At 59.3% G+C, this 19,799-nt stretch carries 13 protein-coding genes; all 13 read left to right on the forward strand.

The window, feature by feature from the left end:
- Positions 1 to 577: 577 nt before the first annotated feature.
- The 13 genes from PI739_RS23575 (at position 578) to tssM (ending at position 19,653) form a co-directional block, all read left to right on the forward strand.
- Entirely contained in the window at positions 578 to 1,327 is a 750-nt protein-coding gene (locus PI739_RS23575; RefSeq protein WP_002551426.1) for a hypothetical protein, read from the forward strand.
- A 69-nt stretch (positions 1,328 to 1,396) separates the two neighbouring features.
- Positions 1,397 to 1,930 (forward strand): type VI secretion system contractile sheath small subunit, encoded by a 534-nt coding sequence (tssB, locus tag PI739_RS23580; protein WP_003318241.1) that lies wholly within the window; start codon positions 1,397 to 1,399, stop codon positions 1,928 to 1,930.
- 14 nt (positions 1,931 to 1,944) lie between these two features.
- Positions 1,945 to 3,447: a type VI secretion system contractile sheath large subunit gene (gene tssC, locus PI739_RS23585; RefSeq protein WP_003434824.1), complete on the forward strand. Its 1,503-nt coding sequence runs from the start codon at positions 1,945 to 1,947 to the stop codon at positions 3,445 to 3,447.
- Positions 3,448 to 3,472: 25 nt separating this feature from the next.
- Positions 3,473 to 3,955, forward strand: a complete 483-nt coding sequence (gene tssE, locus PI739_RS23590) for a type VI secretion system baseplate subunit TssE (protein WP_003420335.1) — start codon at positions 3,473 to 3,475, stop codon at positions 3,953 to 3,955.
- Complete coding sequence (gene tssF, locus PI739_RS23595; protein ID WP_003434826.1) at positions 3,955 to 5,787, forward strand: type VI secretion system baseplate subunit TssF; 1,833 nt, start codon at positions 3,955 to 3,957, stop codon at positions 5,785 to 5,787. The genes tssE and tssF overlap by 1 nt, the downstream gene beginning before the upstream one ends.
- Positions 5,751 to 6,821, forward strand: coding sequence for a type VI secretion system baseplate subunit TssG (tssG, locus tag PI739_RS23600; protein WP_024640475.1), 1,071 nt, complete (start codon positions 5,751 to 5,753; stop codon positions 6,819 to 6,821). Before tssF ends, tssG begins: the two co-directional genes overlap by 37 nt.
- Positions 6,818 to 9,421, forward strand: a complete 2,604-nt coding sequence (gene tssH / locus PI739_RS23605) for a type VI secretion system ATPase TssH (protein ID WP_060708421.1) — start codon at positions 6,818 to 6,820, stop codon at positions 9,419 to 9,421. Before tssG ends, tssH begins: the two co-directional genes overlap by 4 nt.
- Before the next feature lie 25 nt (positions 9,422 to 9,446).
- Positions 9,447 to 10,202, forward strand: a complete 756-nt coding sequence (gene tssJ / locus PI739_RS23610) for a type VI secretion system lipoprotein TssJ (protein ID WP_004415260.1) — start codon at positions 9,447 to 9,449, stop codon at positions 10,200 to 10,202.
- Complete coding sequence (gene tssK / locus PI739_RS23615; RefSeq protein ID WP_003434831.1) at positions 10,199 to 11,542, forward strand: type VI secretion system baseplate subunit TssK; 1,344 nt, start codon at positions 10,199 to 10,201, stop codon at positions 11,540 to 11,542. The genes tssJ and tssK overlap by 4 nt, the downstream gene beginning before the upstream one ends.
- Positions 11,539 to 12,252 (forward strand): type IVB secretion system protein IcmH/DotU, encoded by a 714-nt coding sequence (icmH, locus tag PI739_RS23620; protein ID WP_003318805.1) that lies wholly within the window; start codon positions 11,539 to 11,541, stop codon positions 12,250 to 12,252. Before tssK ends, icmH begins: the two co-directional genes overlap by 4 nt.
- Before the next feature lie 30 nt (positions 12,253 to 12,282).
- A complete protein-coding gene (locus PI739_RS23625; protein ID WP_044310338.1) occupies positions 12,283 to 16,209 on the forward strand; it encodes a type VI secretion protein IcmF/TssM N-terminal domain-containing protein in 3,927 nt (1,308 codons plus the stop codon).
- Positions 16,210 to 16,240: 31 nt separating this feature from the next.
- Complete coding sequence (gene tagF, locus PI739_RS23630; RefSeq protein ID WP_003318808.1) at positions 16,241 to 17,164, forward strand: type VI secretion system-associated protein TagF; 924 nt, start codon at positions 16,241 to 16,243, stop codon at positions 17,162 to 17,164.
- Positions 17,161 to 19,653, forward strand: coding sequence for a type VI secretion system membrane subunit TssM (tssM, locus tag PI739_RS23635; RefSeq protein ID WP_003434838.1), 2,493 nt, complete (start codon positions 17,161 to 17,163; stop codon positions 19,651 to 19,653). The genes tagF and tssM overlap by 4 nt, the downstream gene beginning before the upstream one ends.
- Positions 19,654 to 19,799: the final 146 nt, after the last annotated feature.

The following is a 19,799-nucleotide window of genomic DNA, read 5'->3' on the forward strand; positions in this document are numbered from 1 at the left end:
AGGGCGCTGGCGGCGTTATACCCTGATTTGCAAAATGATGTAACAAAGCTACCCGCCTGACCTGTGTCGACCCACCTGGATTCGTACGCCTCAGCGCTCGCAGTGCCATCATTCCCCATCCAGAAAAAAACGCCTGTAAGGCGAGTCCGTACATTTACCCTCTTCAGAGCTTGGAAAACCTGCAAATAAGTTCATCTTTCTAAGCTTAATTTACCTCCCTGATCGGATCCAAATACCACCCCAAAGCCCTTTGAAATCAACACTTACAGTTACATTATGGGTGAAATTCAATACAATGATGGCTCATAGTCATCATTGCTTACTGTAACGAAACCGAGAAAATATCCACCGTCTGTAGGAACTTTCCTACTAAAAATAGTGCCATAGACCACATTGCTGGCTAGACGACATCTATATGCCAGCACGAACTCCTCCCTCATTGTGGCGGTGTGTCTCGCAGTGACACACATGGCAAAACCACTTCATGAGCAGGTGTGCAGTCGAGAAATTCGCAACTTTTCCCCGTCCCCGGTCTGATCCGGGAAACGGTCGTGAAGGGTTCAAGGACGATGTACCGATGACTCAGACGTTCGATATAGAAGCATTGATCAAGCTGCGCAAGCAGACGCGCGCTATCTCCGACGCGCTCAAGGTGCAGGCGTCCGACTATCTGTCGACCCTTGCGCTGTTGATACGCCCGCAGACATTCTTCGGTGAATACCTGCAGGGTGCGCAGCGCAGCAGCGGCCGCGAGACTCAGCACCATTTCAAAGAGCTCAAGGAGCTCTATGACCGCATTGCTTCGGCAGAGCCGTTCAAGCTGGTCAATGAACTGGAAGTGCCCCTGAACCTGATCAGCACGACGCCCGAGCTGTTCCCGCTCGAATACGACATGGTGTTGTCACAAAGCGGGCAGACCATTCGCATCACCAGTCCGGTGCGTTGGGTGGTGGGCTTCAACTCGTTCGATCTGGCGCAGTTTCGCAAGGTCATCAAAGACCCGAATCGCAGCAGCGCCGAGCTGTATCGCTACGTTGTGCATTATCTGGTGCTGTTCTACTGCCTGAGCAAGTCGCCCGGCATGAGCAGGCTGTTCGAAGGGCTGCGCTTCCCAGTCAGTTTCGAGCGATTGAAAGACTTCGGCGACCTGCCGTTCTGCGTGATCAGCTCACCGGTGCGCTCAGAATTGCCGGATGAATCGGTGATTCGCAACAGCACGCAGATCGCAGGCAATACCAGTTTCGAAGAATTGGTCGGACACGAAAACATTCTGGAAATGAACGATGAAATCCGTCAGCGTCTGCTGCTGACGATTGAAGGACTCTAATCGCGCCCGGCCTGCCACAGGCCCGGTACGCAAACGACTTGCAGCGAGTTGCTCGCACAGGAGATGACGATGGCGAAGAAGGAAAGTACCCAGCACAAACTTGACCGCGTTCGCGCGCCTCGGGTCCATATCACTTACGACGTGGACATCGGCGATGCTCAGGAAAAGAAAGAGCTGCCATTCGTTGTAGGCGTTCTGGGCGATTTCTCCGGCAACCCGCTGGAGCCGCTGCCCAAGCTCAAGGATCGCAAGTTCATCTTCATCGACCGCGACAATTTCAATGGCGTCCTGAAAGGCATCAAGCCGCGCCTGGCGTATCGCGTCGACAACACCCTGGCAAAAGACGGCACCCAACTCGGTGTCGAGCTGAACTTCAATGCGCTGGAAGACTTCGAGCCGCAGAACGTCGTGCGTCAGGTCGAGCCGCTGCGCAAGCTGCTGGAAGTGCGCAACAAGCTGGCTGACCTGCGTAACAAGATGGGTGGCAACGACAAGCTTGAAGAACTGCTGATGGACGTGTTGCAGAACACTGAAAAGCTGAAAACCCTGGGCAAGGAGTTCGGCCGTGAAGCCGCCGTTCCTGCCACCGACAGCAAAGAGTAAGGAGGAGCCTGACGATGACCGATAAGCAACCCGTGACTCAGCAGGACAGCGCTCTGGTTGAAGTTGAAAACTTCGCCCCGCAATCTTCCCTGCTCGACAGCATCATTTCCGAAAGCCGCGTTGCACGCTCCGAAACCGAGCGCACCCGTACCCGCGATCTGATCGGTGAGCTGGTAGCTCAGGTACTTGAAGGCGAAATGACGCCAAGCAAGGACCTGATTGCCGTGCTCGACGCGCGCATCGCCGAGATCGATTCGATGCTCTCCGAGCAAATGAACGAAATCATGCACGCCCGTGAATTCCAGCAACTGGAAGCGTCCTGGCGCGGCCTGAAGTATCAGGTTGACCAGACCGAGACCAGCACCACGCTGAAGATTCACCTGCTCAACGCGTCGAAAAAAGACCTCGTGCGAGACCTCAAGGCGTCGTCCGAATTCGACCAGAGCGCACTGTTCAAGAAGATCTACGAAGAAGAGTACGGCACCTTCGGTGGTGCACCGTTCGGCATGTTGCTGGGTGACTACGAGTTCAACCGCAACCCGGAAGACATGTACCTGCTGGAAGAGATCTCTCACGTGGCAGCCGCCGCCCACGCGCCGTTCATCTCGGCGGCATCGGCCGAGCTGTTCGGCTGGGACTCGTTCACCGACATGGCCGGCCCTCGCGACCTGGCGAAGATCTTCGACACGGTCGAATACGCCAAGTGGAAGTCGTTCCGCGCCTCTGAAGACTCCCGCTATGTCGGTCTGACCCTGCCGCACGTGCTGGGTCGTCTGCCGTATGGCCCGGATACCACGCCCGTCGAAGAATTCAACTTCGTCGAAAGCGTCGATGGCCGTGATCACAACAAATACCTGTGGATGAACGCTGCCTACGCGCTGGGCACCCGTGTGACCGATGCGTTCTCCCGCTACGGCTGGTGCGTGGCGATCCGTGGTGTGGAAGGCGGTGGTCTGGTCGAAGGCTTGCCGACGCACACCTTCAAGACCGATGACGGTGAAATCGCGCTCAAATGCCCGACTGAAATCGCCATCACCGACCGTCGCGAAAAGGAGCTGTCGGACCTCGGCTTCATTCCGCTGGTGCACTGCAAAGGCACCGACTACGCCGCGTTCTTCGGCACCCAGTCGACCCAGAAGCAGAAGCAGTACAACACCGACATTGCCAACGCCAACGCGCGTCTGTCGGCGCAACTGCAATACATCTTCGCGACCTCGCGTATCGCTCACTACATGAAAGCGATCATGCGCGACAAGATCGGCAGTTTTGCATCGCGCAAGGATGTCGAGCTGTTCCTCAACAAGTGGCTGTCCAGCTACGTGTTGCTGGATGACACCGCCAGCCAGGAAGCCAAGGCCAAGTTCCCGCTGCGCGAAGCGCGTGCCGAAGTGTTCGAAGTTCCTGGCAAGCCTGGCGTCTACAAGGCCGTGACTTACCTGCGTCCGCATTACCAACTGGATGAACTGACGGCATCGCTGCGTCTGGTCGCCGAATTGCCGCAATCGACTCGCGGCTGATCCAACACTTAGCCAGGGAGGCAACATGAGTAGTCAACACAAGCTGTTGCCTTCATTGCTGGATCGATTGCTCGACGATCGTCCACATCAATCCGTGGAATCGTCATCGCAACGGTTGAGCTCGCTGGCCGATTACAAGGCCAGCATCGTTCGTGACCTGGAGATTCTGGTGAACACTCGCCAGTCTCTGGTCGCTAACGAGCTGGAAGGTTTCGCCAATCTGAGCGGCACCATCCTCGACTACGGTATGCCCGACTTCACCAGTAGAAGCGTGCTCGACCCACAGGATCGTCTTTTGATCCAGCGCCAGCTGGAAAAGGCCATCTCGGTGGGCGACCGACGCTTTCGCAGCGTGAAAGTCCAGTTGCTTGCACAACAGACCGGCCAACGCATGCTGACTTTTCGTGTGGACGCAGTACTGCGTCTGCAGGACATTTCGCGTCAGGTTTCTTTTGACGCCGTGCTGCAGGTCAACACTCAGGAATACAAAGTGCAGAACCTCAACTGATGCTCGACGATCTGCTGCCCTATTACGAGAAGGAACTCTCGCACCTGCGCTTTCTGGGCCAGGAATTTGCCGCTCAATATCCGAAGATCGCTTCGCGACTGCTGATTGAGGGCGACAACTGCGAGGACCCGCATACCGAGCGCCTGATCGAGGCGTTCTCGTTCCTGTCGGCGCGCGTGCATAAGAAACTCGATGATGAGTTTCCGGAAATCGTCGAGTCGTTCCTCGAGGTGCTGTACCCGCATTACCTGCGCCCTACCCCGTCGATGTCCATCGTCGAGTTCAACATGGGCAAGCAGGAAAAGGTCACCGAGTCCTATCGTGTGGCACGACACACCGAACTGCACGCCAACCCGGTGGATGGCATCGTGTGCAAGTTCCGGACGTGCTACCCGGTCGAGTTATGGCCGATTGCCGTGCAGAGCGCGTCGTTCATCGAAATGGAACGCTCGGCGTTCAACGGCCACAGCGCAGACCTGATTGCGCGTCTGCGCATTGGCCTGACGGCCACCTCCGACGTGTTGTTCGGCAAGATGGAGATGGACAGCCTGCGCTTCTTCCTCGATGGCGAAAGCACGCTCATGCACCAACTGTATGAGCTGCTGTTCAACAACCTGGCCAAGGCCACGCTGACCTTCGAAGACGAAGGCCGCACTCGCGAAGTGGTGCTGCCAGCCGGTGCCTTGAAATCTGTCGGTTACGGTCTGGATGAAGGGCTGGTGGATTACTCGGAGCGCTCGTTTCTGGGTTACCGGTTGCTGCACGAGTACTTCACCTTCCCGGACAAGTTCATGTTCTTCGACCTGTCGGGCTTTGCGCGCATTCTGGCGGGCAAAGAGATCGCCAAAGTGGAGATCAATTTCTACTTTTCCGACTACGACCTGACGGACCGTCTGGCGCGCCTGACGCAGAACGTCAGCCGCAACAATTTCAAGCTCAACTGCACGCCGATCATCAACCTGTTCCGCCAGCAGGCCGAGCCGATCAAGCTGACCCACGTCCAGCATGAATACGCTGTCACGCCGGATGTGCGCCTGCAAAGCTCCGCCGAAGTGGTTTCGATCGATCGCGTGCGGCGGGTGAAGAAGATCAATGGCAATGACCAGGTCGGCACCTGCCATCCGTTCTTCGAACCACGTGGCGATCAAGGCCCGGGGCAGAGTTTCTGGATCGCTCGGCGCCGCCCTACGCAGAGCCGGCAAAGCGATGGCTCGAACATGTTCATCCGGGTCGTGGATCGGGATCTGGAACTGATCGATTCCAACAACGACACGCTCAGTATCCGTCTGACGTGCAGCAATCGCGACCTGCCATTGATGCTGCCTTTTGGCGGCGAGCGTGGCGATTTCAACATTCCGTCGAACTCGGTGATCAAGGACATCCGCTGCCTGCGCAAGCCGACGGCGACGGTGCGCGTGCCGCTGGGCAACGGCGTGATCTGGCGGCTTATTTCGCACCTGTCACTCAACCATATGTCGCTGGTTTCCAAGGGACGCGAGGTGCTGCTGGAGCTGCTGTCGCTTTACAACTACCGCAACGTGTCGGCGATCCGCAAGCAGATCAACGGGATCGTTTCGGTGAGCAGCGAGCCGGTCGTGGCACGCATCGGCCATCCGCGGCCGAACTTCGTGCGCGGCGTCGGCATCACGCTGAAGTTCGATGAAAGCCAGTACACCGGCAGTGGCGTGTTCCTGTTCGGCATGGTGCTTGATCACTTCTTTGGTCAGTACTGCTCGATGAACAGCTTTACCCAATTAACCCTTCGCACCTTGCAGCGCGAAAAGAGAGTGGTCCAATGGCCCCCGCGAACAGGCGATCAACCCCTGGTCTGATCGACCAGGCAAGGGCTGAGCCGCACCGATTCGAATTTTTCCAGTTGGTGCGTTTGCTTCGCCTGCACTACAGCAGGAACGGGCGTATGGACCTGGAAACCAGGCCACACGAAGACCCTCTGCGCTTTCGTTCGCAGCTGTCGCTGAACTTCCCGGCCAGTGAAGTCAGCGACCTGCAGTTCGAACGCGAAGGCAAGCTCTCGGCGGCAGGTTTGCCGCTGTCCGAAGTGCAGGTCACGTTCATGGGCCTGGTCGGTCCTTCGGGCGTGCTGCCGCGCCCGTACACAGAGCTATTGATCGACCGACATATTCAGTATCGAGACGACGCTGCACATGCGTTTCTGGATATTTTTTCGCATCGCATGACCACGCTGTTTTACGAGGCGTGGCAGAAGTACAAGTTTTACATCGAGTACGAGCGCAACGGCACCTCGAACTTCGACCGTTATCTGCTCAACCTGGTGGGGTTCGGTCCAGAAGGCCTGAAGCAGAAGTTCGACAAGGGCGAGTCTCCGCTGCGCCGCGAACTGTTCAGCTACTTCTCGGGGATGTTCGCCCAAAAGCCGCGCAACGCCCTGAACCTTGAGGTCATGCTGAGTTTTTACTTCTCGCTGCCGTTCAAGATCCAGCAATTCGCCGGACGCTGGCTGAAGCTCGACAGCAGCCAGTGCACGCAGTTGGGCCGTAAGAATGCAGTGCTGGGGCAAAGCGCTGTGGCCGGCAATCGCGTCTGGGATTACCAGTCGTGTGTACGTATCGAAATGGGTCCTCTGGAACTGGCCGATTACCAGCGTTTTCAGCCGGGCACCGAGGATTACCAGAAGCTTGTTGAACTGGTGCGTTTTTACATCGGTGCCGAACTGGACTTCCAGATTGCGCCGAAGCTCAAGCGCGAAGCTGTACCCGTGGCCCGTCTGGGTCGCCAAGGCAATGTATCGCTGGGCTGGCTTGGCTGGCTCAAACGCCCCGGTGTCGACGTGGAGCCTTCCCGTTGCGCCGTTTTCCATATTCCTTTTGATGGGGTCTCCCTGTGAACCTGAAGTCCCTGTTCGCCAAGCTGAACGAAACGAGCCGCACTGCCACTGAAAGCGCTGCTGCGCTGTGCCTGTCGGAGAACCATTACGACGTTGAAGTCGAGCACTTGCTGCTGCAATTGCTCGATAACAACGACAACGATCTGCCAGTGATCCTGCGCCACTACGATGTGGTGCCTGATCGCCTGCAGGCACAGTTGGTCACTGCGCTGGGGACGTTCAAGAAAGGCAACACGCGGACGCCTGCACTCTCGCCGCACATCACGCGCATGATCGAGCAGGCCTGGGTGCTGGCATCGATCGAGTTCGGTCAGTCACAGATCCGTACCGGCCATCTTGTGCAGGCCTTGCTGGATGACGATGCACTGCGTCGCGTGGTCATCGGCTCGGCGCCGGAGCTGGAGAAGATCAACGCTGACGACCTGCGCCTGAACATGAGCGCACTGGTCGAGGGCAGCCCCGAGACCAAGCTGAGCAAGCCACTGGCGAACGCCGACGCCAGCACGGGCGCCACCACCAAAGGCAACGGCAAGACGCCAGCCCTGGACCAGTACACCGTCAACCTGACCCAGAGCGCTCGCGATGGCCGGATTGACCCGGTGCTGGGACGCGAATTCGAAGTGCGGCAGATGGTCGACATCCTGACCCGCCGCCGCCAGAACAACCCGATCCTGACCGGTGAAGCCGGCGTCGGTAAAACAGCCGTGGTGGAAGGCCTGGCGCTGCGCATCGTGCAGGGCGACGTGCCGTCGGTGCTCAAGGGCGTCGCCATTCACACGCTGGATCTGGGCCTGTTGCAGGCCGGTGCCGGGGTCAAGGGCGAGTTCGAGAACCGCCTCAAGTCGGTCATCGAAGAAACCAAACGCAGCCTGCACCCGATCATTCTGTTTATCGATGAAGCCCACACGCTGATCGGTTCGGGCGGGCAAGCCGGGCAGAACGATGCCGCCAACCTGCTCAAGCCTGCCTTGGCGCGTGGCGAGCTGCGCACCATCGCCGCCACCACCTGGGCCGAGTACAAAAAGTATTTCGAGAAAGATGCCGCACTGGCTCGACGCTTCCAGGTCGTGAAAGTCGAAGAGCCTGACGAAGACAAGGCCATCCACATGCTTCGCGGGCTGCTGGCGAAGATGCAGGAGCACCACAAGGTCACCGTGATGGACGAAGCGCTGGTGCAGGCCGTACGCCTGTCCAACCGCTACATCACCGGCCGCCAACTGCCGGACAAAGCCGTCAGCGTGCTCGACACCGCTTGCGCACGCGTTGCCCTGGGCCAATCGGCACAGCCGGGAGCGCTGGAAGACTGCAAGCGTCACATCGACAACCTGAATGCGGAAATCGCCGTACTGGAGCAGGAAACCGCCAAGGGCAGCGACCACGCTCGCCGTCTGACGTCCCTGCACGAAGAGCTGAAAGCCGAACAGGAGACCCGCGAGTCGCTGGAGCAACAGTGGAAACGCGAGCTGGAACTGGTCGAGAAGCTTGGCGCACTCAGCGTTCCGGAAAGCGGCGAGCCTGATGCCGGGCAGATTGCCGCCGTACGCGCCGAACTGGCCAGCGTGCAAGGTGAGCAACCGCTGGTCCATGCACTGGTCGATGGCGGCACGATTGGCGAAGTGATTTCCGGCTGGACCGGCATTCCGCTGGGCAAGATGCTGCGCGACGAAATCGACACCGTGCAAAGCCTGCCCGCGCTGCTGGGCGAACGCGTGCTGGGTCAAGACCATGCACTCGAAGAGATCGGTAAGCGCATCAAGATTTCCCGTGCCCGCATGGAAGACCCGAACAAGCCGATCGGTGTGTTCCTGCTGCTGGGCCCGAGCGGTGTCGGCAAGACCGAAACGGCACTGGCCCTGGCTGACACGCTGTATGGCGGCGAACGTAACGTCATCACCATCAACATGTCCGAATACCAGGAAGCCCACACCGTCTCCAGCCTGAAAGGCTCACCGCCTGGCTACGTCGGTTATGGCGAAGGTGGCGTGCTCACCGAAGCCGTGCGCCGCAAGCCTTACAGCGTGGTACTGCTCGACGAGGTGGAGAAAGCCCACCCGGATGTGCTCGAGCTGTTTTTCCAGGTCTTCGACAAAGGCGTGCTGGACGATGGCGAAGGTCGCGAGATCAACTTCCGTAACACCGTGATCATCCTCACCTCCAACACCGGTACTGACCGCATCATGCAGTGGTGCCTGAACACCGAGCAGAAGCCGACCCCCGATGACATTGTGGAAGGCCTGCGCGACGAGCTGAATCAGGTATTCAAACCGGCCTTCCTGGGGCGCCTGACCATCGTGCCGTATTACCCGGTGCAGGACGCGATTCTGGAACGCATCGTCGGCCTGAAGCTGGAGCGCATCCGCAAGCGTTTCGAGCGCAATCATCAGGCGGTGCTGCGTTACGACGAAGCGCTGATCAAGGCTATCGCGTCGCGCTGCACGGAAGTCGACAGTGGCGCACGCAATATCGACAACATCCTGTCCAAGACCCTCATGCCGGAGCTCGCTCAGCGGGTGCTGGAGCGGATGGCGCAGGACAAGCCGATTCAGAGCCTGACCATCGACCTGGGCAGCGATGGCGACTTCGCTTACACCCTGACCTGATCGATCACCCCATAGGTAAGACGTGATGAATAAAAGACTTCAAGGCAATTGTTCCTCGAAGCCAGCCTTGGCAAGGTGCCTGGCTGTTCTGGCAATGATGATGGCTCTGTCCGCCTGCGGCGTGACAGACCGCGTCGCCAAGCGCATGGATGACACCTGGGCTGGCGACATGATGTTCGGTGACAACGAAAAGGTCATCCTGACCACTGACGGCGGCAACCAGCTCAACCCTGACGAGTACGGTAAACCGCTGTCGGTGGTGGTGCGCGTTTATCAGCTGTCCTCTCTGGAGCGCTTCGAGTCGATCAACGCCGACACCCTCTGGGATGATCCGCAAAAGGCTCTGGGCAACACCCTGGTCGAAAGCCGGGAGCTGATTCTGTTGCCTGGCATGGGCCAGACCGATCAGTGGCCGCTGAACCCGAATGCCTCGTATGTTGGCATCGCGGCGTTCTTCCGCACCGACGTCGACAGCCGCTGGAAGGTCGCGTTCGACGCCAACACGCTGCGCAAGGACGGTATCTGGTTCTCGTCCGACGGCGTGCGTGTGCTGGTGGATAACAACTACATCCTCGCGGTGCGTGGCGTGGACGTGCTGAACAAACTCAAGACTGAAGAGCAGTTCAACAAATCCAATTCGATTCCCGAACAACCCGCCAGTAAAAGTATGACCGAGCGCGCGCAGGACGCAGCTGTCCAGCAGGTTCAGGACTCGGCCGGCAGTGCTGCCAAAAAAGCAGCAGACTCACAATTCAATTCTCTGTTGGAAGGCGCCAAATGAGTAAACAAAGCCGCGTGATGTGGTCGGAAGGCATGTTCCTTTTGCCGCAACATTTCCAATATCAGGATGAGTTTCATCAACATCAGCTTGCTGAGTCGACGCTGCGCTCCACGCCCTTTCACTGGGGCGTGCAAACGCTGGAAGTCGACGTCGAGGCGCTGGCGACAGGCTCCCTGCAACTGAAGCGTCTGAAGCTGGTGTTCCCGGACGGCAGCCTTTACGACGCGCCGCAGCACGACCCGCTGCCCGCCGCCCGCGACCTGAAAAACCTGATCAAAGGCGGAGAAATCAAGGTCTACGCGGCGCTCAAACTGCCTGAGCCCTTTGGCCTGAATTACGTTGAAGACGGCCAGGAACAGAAGAGCGCGCGACGTTTTCGCAAACAGTTCGACACCCTGCCGGACCTCAACGAAGGCGATCTGGAAAACGAAATCACCAGCCTGCGCCTGAACGTGGTGATGCTGGTCGATGGCGACAGTCTGGATGGCTACAGCTACTGCCCGATTGCCCGACTGGCACGCAACAGCATCGGCGGCTTCAACCTGGATGCGCATTTTGTGCACCCGACGCTGCACGTGGGCACCCACGAGACGCTGGTCGGTCTCGGCAGACGTTTGATCAGCGTGCTGCAAGCCAAGAGCAAGGCGCTTTCAGGCCGCCGCCGCGAGCGGGCTGACCAGATCGCCGAGTTCGGCTCCAGCGACGTCACCTTGTTCTGGCTGCTGAATACGGTCAACCGCGCCTACCCGCAACTGGCTCACCTGCTGGCGCATCCACGCCTGCACCCGGAGCGTCTGTATTTGTTTCTGGCGGAACTGGCGGGTGGTTTGCTGACCTTCTCGCTGGACACTCAGCTCACCGACATCCCCGATTACGATCATCAGGACCCGGCGGCCTCGTTGGTCAAGCTCGACGAACTGGTTCGTCTGCTGCTTGAAAACGTGATCCCGAACCAGTGCATCGTCATCAACCTGAGTCAGGTCCGGCCTTCGTACTGGCAGGGCCAGTTGCTGGACCCCCGCCTTACCGAAGCCGATTTTTACATCTCGGTGCATGCCGACATGCCTGGCTCCAGCCTGCTGGAACTGGTGCCACGTGCGTTCAAGGTCGGTTCGCCGGAAGACATCGAAGTGGTGGTCAACAGCGCCATGCCGGGCGTCACGCTGAACCACTCGACGCGCCTGCCGAACGCCATTCCGGTGCGCCTGGACAACCATTACTTCTCCATAGAGCCGCATGGCCGCGTGTATGAACGCATGATGGAAGCCCAGGCCATTTCCTTCTACGCGCCCAGCGCGTTTACCAATCTCAAGCTCGAACTGTTGGCGGTGCTTAAATGACTGAAGCCGTGATGCAAGGTGCCGCTACGGCCGCAACCGAAAAACCTACGCTCAAAGACCTGGTACGTGACTTCATCACCATGGCGCTGATTGTCCGTCGCGGCCGCCAGGCGATCTCGGTCACTGCCTTCGAATCCAGTGTCGATACCTTTTTCGCCAACCTGGAGCGTCAGGCGCGCAGCGCCAATTACAGCGTCGAACAGGTCAAGGACGCCCAGTACGCACTGTGCGCATTCCTTGATGAGAGCGTGCTGCGTTCGGGCGACAACGACATGCGTCGCCACTTCGAAATGGAGCCGTTGCAGTTCCGTTATTTCGGGGTTCACCTGGCGGGCGAAGGCTTCTTCGAGAAAATCGAACTGCTGCGCGCCGACGTGAAAAAGAACCTGGATGTGCTTGAGGTGTATCACCTGTGCCTGGCACTGGGTTTCGAGGGCAAATTCGGGCTGGGTCAGAAGGACCAGTTGCGCTACCTGGCCAACACGCTGGGCCAGGACATCGCACGCTACCGCAAGACGCCAAAGGCGCTGTCGCCTGACTGGGCACTGCCTGACCAGGTGTCGCAAATGCTTCGCCATGAAGTTCCGGTATGGCTTTACCTGGTGCTCATCGCCCTCGTATGCCTGGGTGTCTATCTGACGCTTGACTGGTTGCTGGGCAAAGACGTGGCCGCGTTGGCCGAACAAATCAGCCAACTGTTCAATGCTTGAGTCCCGATCAGGTAACCGAGTCAGGAAGACATGAAGACATTACTGCGCCTGTTAAAAAGTTTCTGGTTCCTGGTCCCGATACTGTGGCTGATCAGCCTGGCTGTCTGCTGGTTTTTCGCCCCAAGGATCAGTTGGCTGCAAGGCTACACGCTCGAAGCGATGGCGATCATCAGCGCCTTCTACCTGCTGCTGATCGTACTGCGCCAATACCGGCGGATTCGCACCGAACACAACCTCGAGAATCTGGTTCAGATCGAAGTTGACCGCTCGCTGAAGTCCACCGGCGAGTTCCGTGATCAGCAGGTGCTGCGCGACCGCCTCAAGCATGCCATTGCCATGCTGCGCACCGATCGTTCGGCAGGTGGTGGCGGCTCCTCGGCGCTCTACGATCTGCCCTGGTATCTGGTCATCGGCATGTCCGCAGCGGGCAAGACCTCGTTGCTGACCCGCTCCGGCCTGTCCGCCAGCATTGCCAGCAGCGCCAATGACACGGAAAGCGGCACCCAGCACTGCGATTGGTACTTCAGCCCTGAAGCCGTGATGATCGACACCGCTGGCCGCTACCTTCGCGACGATCAGTCCGCCAGCGAATTCGCGGCGTTCCTGCGCATGCTCAAAAAGCAGCGCAGCAAGGCCGCCGTCAATGGTCTGGTACTGGTGGTCAGCCTGCCGGAGCTGTTGGCCGCCTCTTCCGCCGAACGAAACGAAATGGGTGCGCGCCTGGTCACGCGCATCGAGGAATACACCGATTGCCTGGACGCCAATCCACCGATCTACCTGATGCTGACCAAGACCGACCAACTGCCCGGCTTCAACCAGGCCTTCGACGGCATGGACCTGAACGAGCGCCAGCAGCCGCTGGGCATGACGTTCGGGCTGAACGAGATCAACACCGAAAGCCTGCGCACGGTGCTCGATCGTAAGCTGGCGAACTTGCAGGCGCATGTCAGTCGCCACGTCGATGCACAGATTATCGCGCTGGGTGCCGATGCCAACAGCGCCCTGCTGAACTTCCCCAACTACTTTGCCGAGCTGTCGACGATCCTCGAGCAGTTCCTGCAGCATTTCGCGCGCAGTAACGTCAACGGTACTCAGTTGTTGCTGCGCGGCCTGTATTTCACCAGCGCCCTGCAAACCGACAAGCAGCTGACACCGGTGTATGAAGACGAGCTGTCAGAGTCGTTCGTCCTGCGGCCGGCGAAGCCATACGGTGCAGTGGAGGAAGAGGAAGAAGAACACCGGAAAATCAGTGATCGCAGTTACTTCATCACCGATACCTTCCGCCGCGTCATTTTCCCTGACCGTGACCTGACCCTGTACCAGTCACGGCATGGCCGCGACCGCTCGATTGGCCCGATCGTCATCGCTGCGGCGCTGTTCGCCGGGCTGGCCTTCATCGGCTGGCAGGCCCTGTCGTTCCAGAAAAACCGCGAGTGGCTGGCCAACATCAGCCAGCAGTTGCGCGAACTGGAGCAGTCCCCGGACCGGGCACAACGCCTTGCCTCGGGCCAGGGCCTGGAGCTGCTGCGCAATCAGCTGGCAACCATCGAGAAATACCGCACCAAGGGCGTACCGCTGCAACTCAGCGGCGGCCTGTACCGTGGCGACGATATCTACTTCGCCACCCAGACCGCTTACTTGCAGCAACTGCGCACCCAGGCGCTGGAGCCGATCACGCTGAAACTGCAATTGCAGATGCGTGAATTCAACGAGTTCGCCAAAACCATGGACCCGCAGTATGGCTTCGGGGCCGCTCCCGCCGGTTCCGACAGCAAAACCGGCAAGGCGCGTGCGCAAGGCCGGAAACTGCTGGACCGTGGCGCTCGCAACGTCGCTGCAGGCCGTCCGACCAGCCTGAGCAGCATTCCGCGCAGCACCGGCGACGTGACCAATCGCCTGACCGGCGCCGCGAGAAACACGGCCAGCCAGACACGCAGCGAGGCCATCGCCGCACTGCGTAACCCGGCCACCGCAAACGATGCGGCCGAGTTGTCGGCCACCACGGGCGGTTTGTCGCTGTCGGAGGAGATGCTCGGACGACTCGATGAACGGCAGGTGGCATCCATCATCGAGTCATACAACGCTCTCAAGCTTTATCTGATTCTGACTCAGCCGACCACGCACCCGGAAACCGAGTTCGTCAACGCGGCGTTGCCGGTGGCCTGGGCGGATATTTCCAGCGAGGCCAATCCGATCAGCGACGACGTCATCGAGGACAACTCGCCGGTCTACGTACAGTTGCTCAAGAACGGCGACGCGCCGGCCATGCCACGCAATGAGCAGTTGATCGACGAGACCCGCAAGAGCCTGAAGTTTTTCATGATCTCCAGTTCGCTGGTGGACCGTGAATACCTGCGCCTGCAACTGGAGTCCAGCCGTCAGTTTCCCGCTATCGGCCTGAATGATCTGGTGCCGATGCCGGGTCGTCAGTTGCTGTACGGTTCGGAAGCCGTGCCTGCGATTTTCACCCGTCAGGGCTGGGAAGAGTTCGTGAAGCCGGAGCTGATCAAGCTGGTGTCCGGCAATCTGCGTAACGAATCGGACTGGGTGCTCGACGGTGAAGGCGGCGACAGCGTGGTGCAGAAAGCCAACTTCGTCCGTGAGTTCATGTCCCGTTACAAGCGTGACTACACGCAGGTCTGGTACACCATGATCGACAGCGTGGGCGTGCGTCGCTTCAGCGACATGGCCAACGCCACGCAGCAGTTGTCATTGCTCAGTGACGTGCGCAATTCGCCGGTCAAGCTGCTGCTCGCCGCCGTCAACGACAACACGCAATGGGACGTCCCTGCTGTTCGCGAGGCGCAACAGACCGGGGTCAAGCGCGACGATGGCTTCTGGGGCAAGGTCACCGGCATCTTCGACAACAAGGAAGCAGCGGCCAGCGTACTGGTCTCGCCGCTGCCTGCGGTGGATGACGGCAGTCTGGCCAAGCGCTTCGAGCCTGTATCGCGGGTTTTCGCCACACAGAATGCCGAAGGCGCCGACAGCACCATCATGGATCGCTACCTGGCAGCACTGCGCAAGCTCAAAGTGCGAATGAACAACATCCAGCGCTCGCAGGATGTCGGCAAGAGCAGCAAGCAGTTGATCAGCGAAACCCTCGAAGGGCAGCCGAGCGAAGTCACCAACGTGCGTAACTACGTTGAAACCACGGTCGATACCAGCCAGGGCGGGCTTTCCACTTCGCTGCAAAGCCTGTTCAGCCTGCCGATTCAGTTCGCCTGGGAAACGCTGCGTGATCCGGCTGGCGAACAGATCGCCAAAGCCTGGGCCAAACAGGTCGCCAAGCCTTGGGAACAGGTCATGGCTCACCGGTACCCGATTGCTGCGGACAGCCGCAACGAGGCCTCGGTGAAAGACCTGCAGCGTTTCGTCGACCCGGAGTCGGGCCTGCTGCCCAACTTCAAACGCAATGAAATCGGCAATCTGTCCGATGGCGAAGGGCTCGGCATGGGCAGCGGTGCCAAGGCGGCGCCGCTGGTCAACCCGAAAATGGTCAGCAACATCGACAAGGCCAGTTCTCTGGGCGAAGTCATCGCCAGCCTCTCGGACCGCGACAACGGTTTCGAGATCATGCTTGAGCCGTCGGCCTACTTCACCGATATCATCTTCACGCTGGATGGCCAGGAGCAGCACTACCGCAACGGCAAGACCAGCTGGAGCCGCTTCTCGTGGCCTGGCACTACCACAGCGCCAGGCGCACGCCTGGATGTAGTCACCCTGTCCGGCGAACGCATTACCGTGTTCGACTACACCGGCCGCTGGGGCCTGCTGCGCATGAACGACAGCGCACGCGTCGCTGACCTTGACGGCATCCAGCAGAGATTCAGCTGGAACACGGCCAAAGGGCCGGTCAGTCTGGTGGTACGCAACTATGGCGGCGTGAAGCTGACCGACCTGGCCAACGTCAAGGCGCTAAGCGCGCTTAACGCAACCGATGGGCGGACCAAGTGAGGATGCACATGCTGGATCTGGAGGGCGGTCGATGATTGGCTGCTTCGGAAAAGTGCCCGCGAGCGCAGATTTCGTCAGCCTGCATGGTGCCAGCGACGATGTCTGCGAGTTCGATGCATGGCTGCAGGGCGCTCTCGCCGACATGCAGCACCGCGAAGACTGGCGCACGCTGTTCGATCGATTGCCCGTGTGCTTTTTCAGCTACCGGGCACGCAGCGGCAACTGGCTGGTGGGCGGTTTGATCAGTTCCAGGGACTCAAGCGCTCGGCGTTATCCGTTCTTCATCTTTCAAACGGTGAAGTCCAGTGACGCCGGGCTGTTTGTGAACCCGTTCACCCTGAGCGAACTGTTCGCCGGGCAGATCAAACCGCTGCTGCACATGGCCGCGCAAGGCGAAAGCACGGCGGTGCTGTTCGAACGCATCAGGGCCTTGCGACCGCTGCAAGGTCAGGATTTCGAGCTGTTCAGGCGTGTGCATGAGAAGTTTCTGGTGAACTTCACCCTGCGCGACATCGCGACCTCGCTGGAAAGCTCCTACCCGGAGTTCATCAGCAACGCCGTGCTCACCAGGCTGCAGGCGCTGAGCCGCCCATCGTCCAAGGCACCCGTTGGTATTTCGCTGCCACTGCCGGCAGAACGAGGCTTGAAGAACCCGACAGCCGATCTGTGGGTCAACTGGCTGACACGCATCGAACCGAACAGGGCGGTGCCGCAGATCAGCATTCTGGCGGATGATTTCATGCGCCCCCGGCTGTTCTGCTTTGCATCCCGCAACACCTCCGGCGTGTACCGGGTGGTGACGGGCGTGAGTGAGCATTCGGAGAGTTATGACGTACTGGCACCCTTCGACGCGTTCGACGAACACCACCGAGGCCATGTGTTTCCAGACATTGACCGCCCTCTTTATGACGTTATCGACCGCTTTGTCGATGTGCTGGATTTGAAGCCCGTATGAACAAGATCAAATACTACTTTTTGCGCTACCAGCCCTACGTTCTAGGGGTCTGTTTTTTCCTGGCGATCTTTATCGTCTGGAGCATCGGCCGTGCCCTGGGCTTCAGCTCGATGAACAGCCTGCTGACGGGGATCGGCCTGTTTCTGCTGTTGTCGGCAGCCTATGTGCTGTTGCTGTATCGAGGCGTATCACAGCACCAGAACCTGGAAGGCCTGCTGCGTGACGACGCCGACCAGGCGGTGCTCAACGCCAGCCCGGCGGACCGTGAAGAGGTCAGCCTGCTGCGCGAGCGCCTGCTGCAAAGCCTCGAGCGCCTGCAGAGCAACAAGCCGAACGGCAGCAACTCCAAGGACGCGCTATACGCCCTGCCCTGGTATCTGGTGGTCGGTCAGCCCGCAGCGGGCAAAAGCACCATGCTCTATCAGTCGGGCCTCAACTTCCCCTACGCAGAACGCGAAGGCGCACGCGTGGCCGGGTTGGGTGGCACGCGCAATTGTGACTGGTTCTTCAGCTCGGAAGCCGTGCTGCTGGACACGGCCGGTCGCTACATGAACGATCAGGAAGAAGCCGGCAAATGGCGCGCCTTTCTGCAATTGCTGCGTCAGCACCGCCAGCGCAGACCGCTCAACGGCCTGATTGTCACCGTCAGCATTCATGACATCCTGCAGTCCTCGGTGGAGGACCAGGAGCGCATCGCCAAGCGCCTGCGCGAGCGCATCCAGGAAACCCACGCGCTGCTGGAAGTGCGTCTGCCGGTGTATCTGGTGTTTACCAAGTGCGACCTGGTCCCGGGCTTCGTGCCGTTCTATCGCCAGCTTGACGACGTGGCGCGTGGCGAAGTGATGGGCAAGACCTTCCCGCACAAGGGCTTCGAGCAAGCCGACTGGGGCCAGCGCTTCGGTGTGGCGATGGAAGAACTGATCAATTACTGGAAACAGATCGCCAACCAGCAACTGGTGCTTCAGGACATCCAGGTCACTCGTCAGGACACTGCGGTGTATCGCTTCCCACTGGAGCTGGAAGCCTTGAAACCGCGCCTGCTCCTGTTCGTCGATGCTCTGCTGCGCGCTAACCCGTATCAAAGCGCCGAGATGCTGCGCGGCTTCTACTTCACCAGCGCACTGGACGCCGATCAGCCCGAGATGGGCGGTCATACCCGCCAGGTCACCGAACGATTCCAGCTGGAAAGCGAGCAGGAAGCTGTCGATGGCAATGTCCAGCCGCACCCGCTGTTCATCAACAGCCTGTTCCGCAAGGTGATCATCCCCGATCAGCATCTGGTGGCGCTTTACACCACCAACCACCGCGAACGTCGCCGCAAGGCCGCCTGGATCGGTGGCGCAAGCCTTGTCGCGTTGCTGCTATGCAGTCTGTGGGGCTGGTCGTACTGGAACAACAAGGACAACATCCAGTCCATCTCCAGCGAACTCGCTCAGGCCGCAGCCGAGGACAGCAAGGCCACCGGGCAGTACACCGAGTGGCAAACGCTGGATCGCATGCGCTTCTGGACTTCGCTTTACTACGATCGTCATCACGACGAAGGCGTACCACTGCGCTTGCGCCTGGGTCTTTACCGGGGCTATGACGTCGAGCCGCTGCTGCGCACGCGTTACTTCAACCGTCTGGAAACGGTGATGCTCAAACCGACCGCAGACAACCTGACGCGCTCGCTTTACCTGCTGACCACCATCAAGGTCTACCAGCGTAATGCCAAGGACCTGATGCCGGTCACCGGTGTGGACAGTGTCGAGCCCAAGGCGCTGCCGCCGGATAACCGCGCGCAATCCATCGCTGCCTTCGGCAAGGCCACGCTGGACACCTACGTAATGTTGTCGCGCGCCCAGCGTGAAAAGGCTGACCCGGCGTTCCTGAAAGCGAAGATGCCTGATTACTGGTACCCGGCCATCGCGCGTCAGACCGGCAAGACCATCACCGCGAATGCCGAGGCAGGCTCCAATCAGGATTACGAGTACGCCAGCCGACAGATCAACTTCTACAGCGATCAGATTCACGAACTGGACGTGCCGCGGATTCTCGACAACGCATTTCTGACATCCAGTTCGCGTAATTACATCAACAGCCTGTTGACGCAGTCGTTGAAGGCTATCGAAACGATAACGCTGGAATCGGACACGCTGTTTGCCTTTGGTCGTGCCGATTTCCAGAGCCTTAAAACCGAAGGTCAAAATCAGTTGAGCGCGATCGCCGGCAAGCTGTTGAGCACACCGAACATCGGCAAGATCGTGATTGCAGGTCACGCTGACCAGCTGGGCGACCCGCAGAGCAACATGCAGGTGTCCAAACAGCGCGCGCAGACCATCAAGACTTACCTGGTCGGCAAGGGCGTGCCCGCCGAGCTGGTGGACGCGGTTGGTGAAGGCAGCGAGAAGCCTCTGGTCAAATGCGATATGCAGCAACCCAGAGCTCAGCTGATTCAGTGCCTTGAGCCGAATCGACGCGTGGAGATCGAAGTACGCGCGCTCAATTGATCGCGCGTTGGCGAGCAAACCGAAGCCCGGGTTGTCCATATGAGACCTTGGCCGTGGCAAGAGAACCTTTCTTGATCGTTTCAGGAAGGTTAATCAAAAGGGCCGTGTTCTGTCCGCAGACGCCACGGCTTTAAATGAAGAAGGAG

Origin of the sequence: Pseudomonas cerasi, from assembly GCF_027983475.1 — a bacterium.
In the GTDB taxonomy this organism is placed as follows: domain Bacteria; phylum Pseudomonadota; class Gammaproteobacteria; order Pseudomonadales; family Pseudomonadaceae; genus Aquipseudomonas; species Aquipseudomonas cerasi.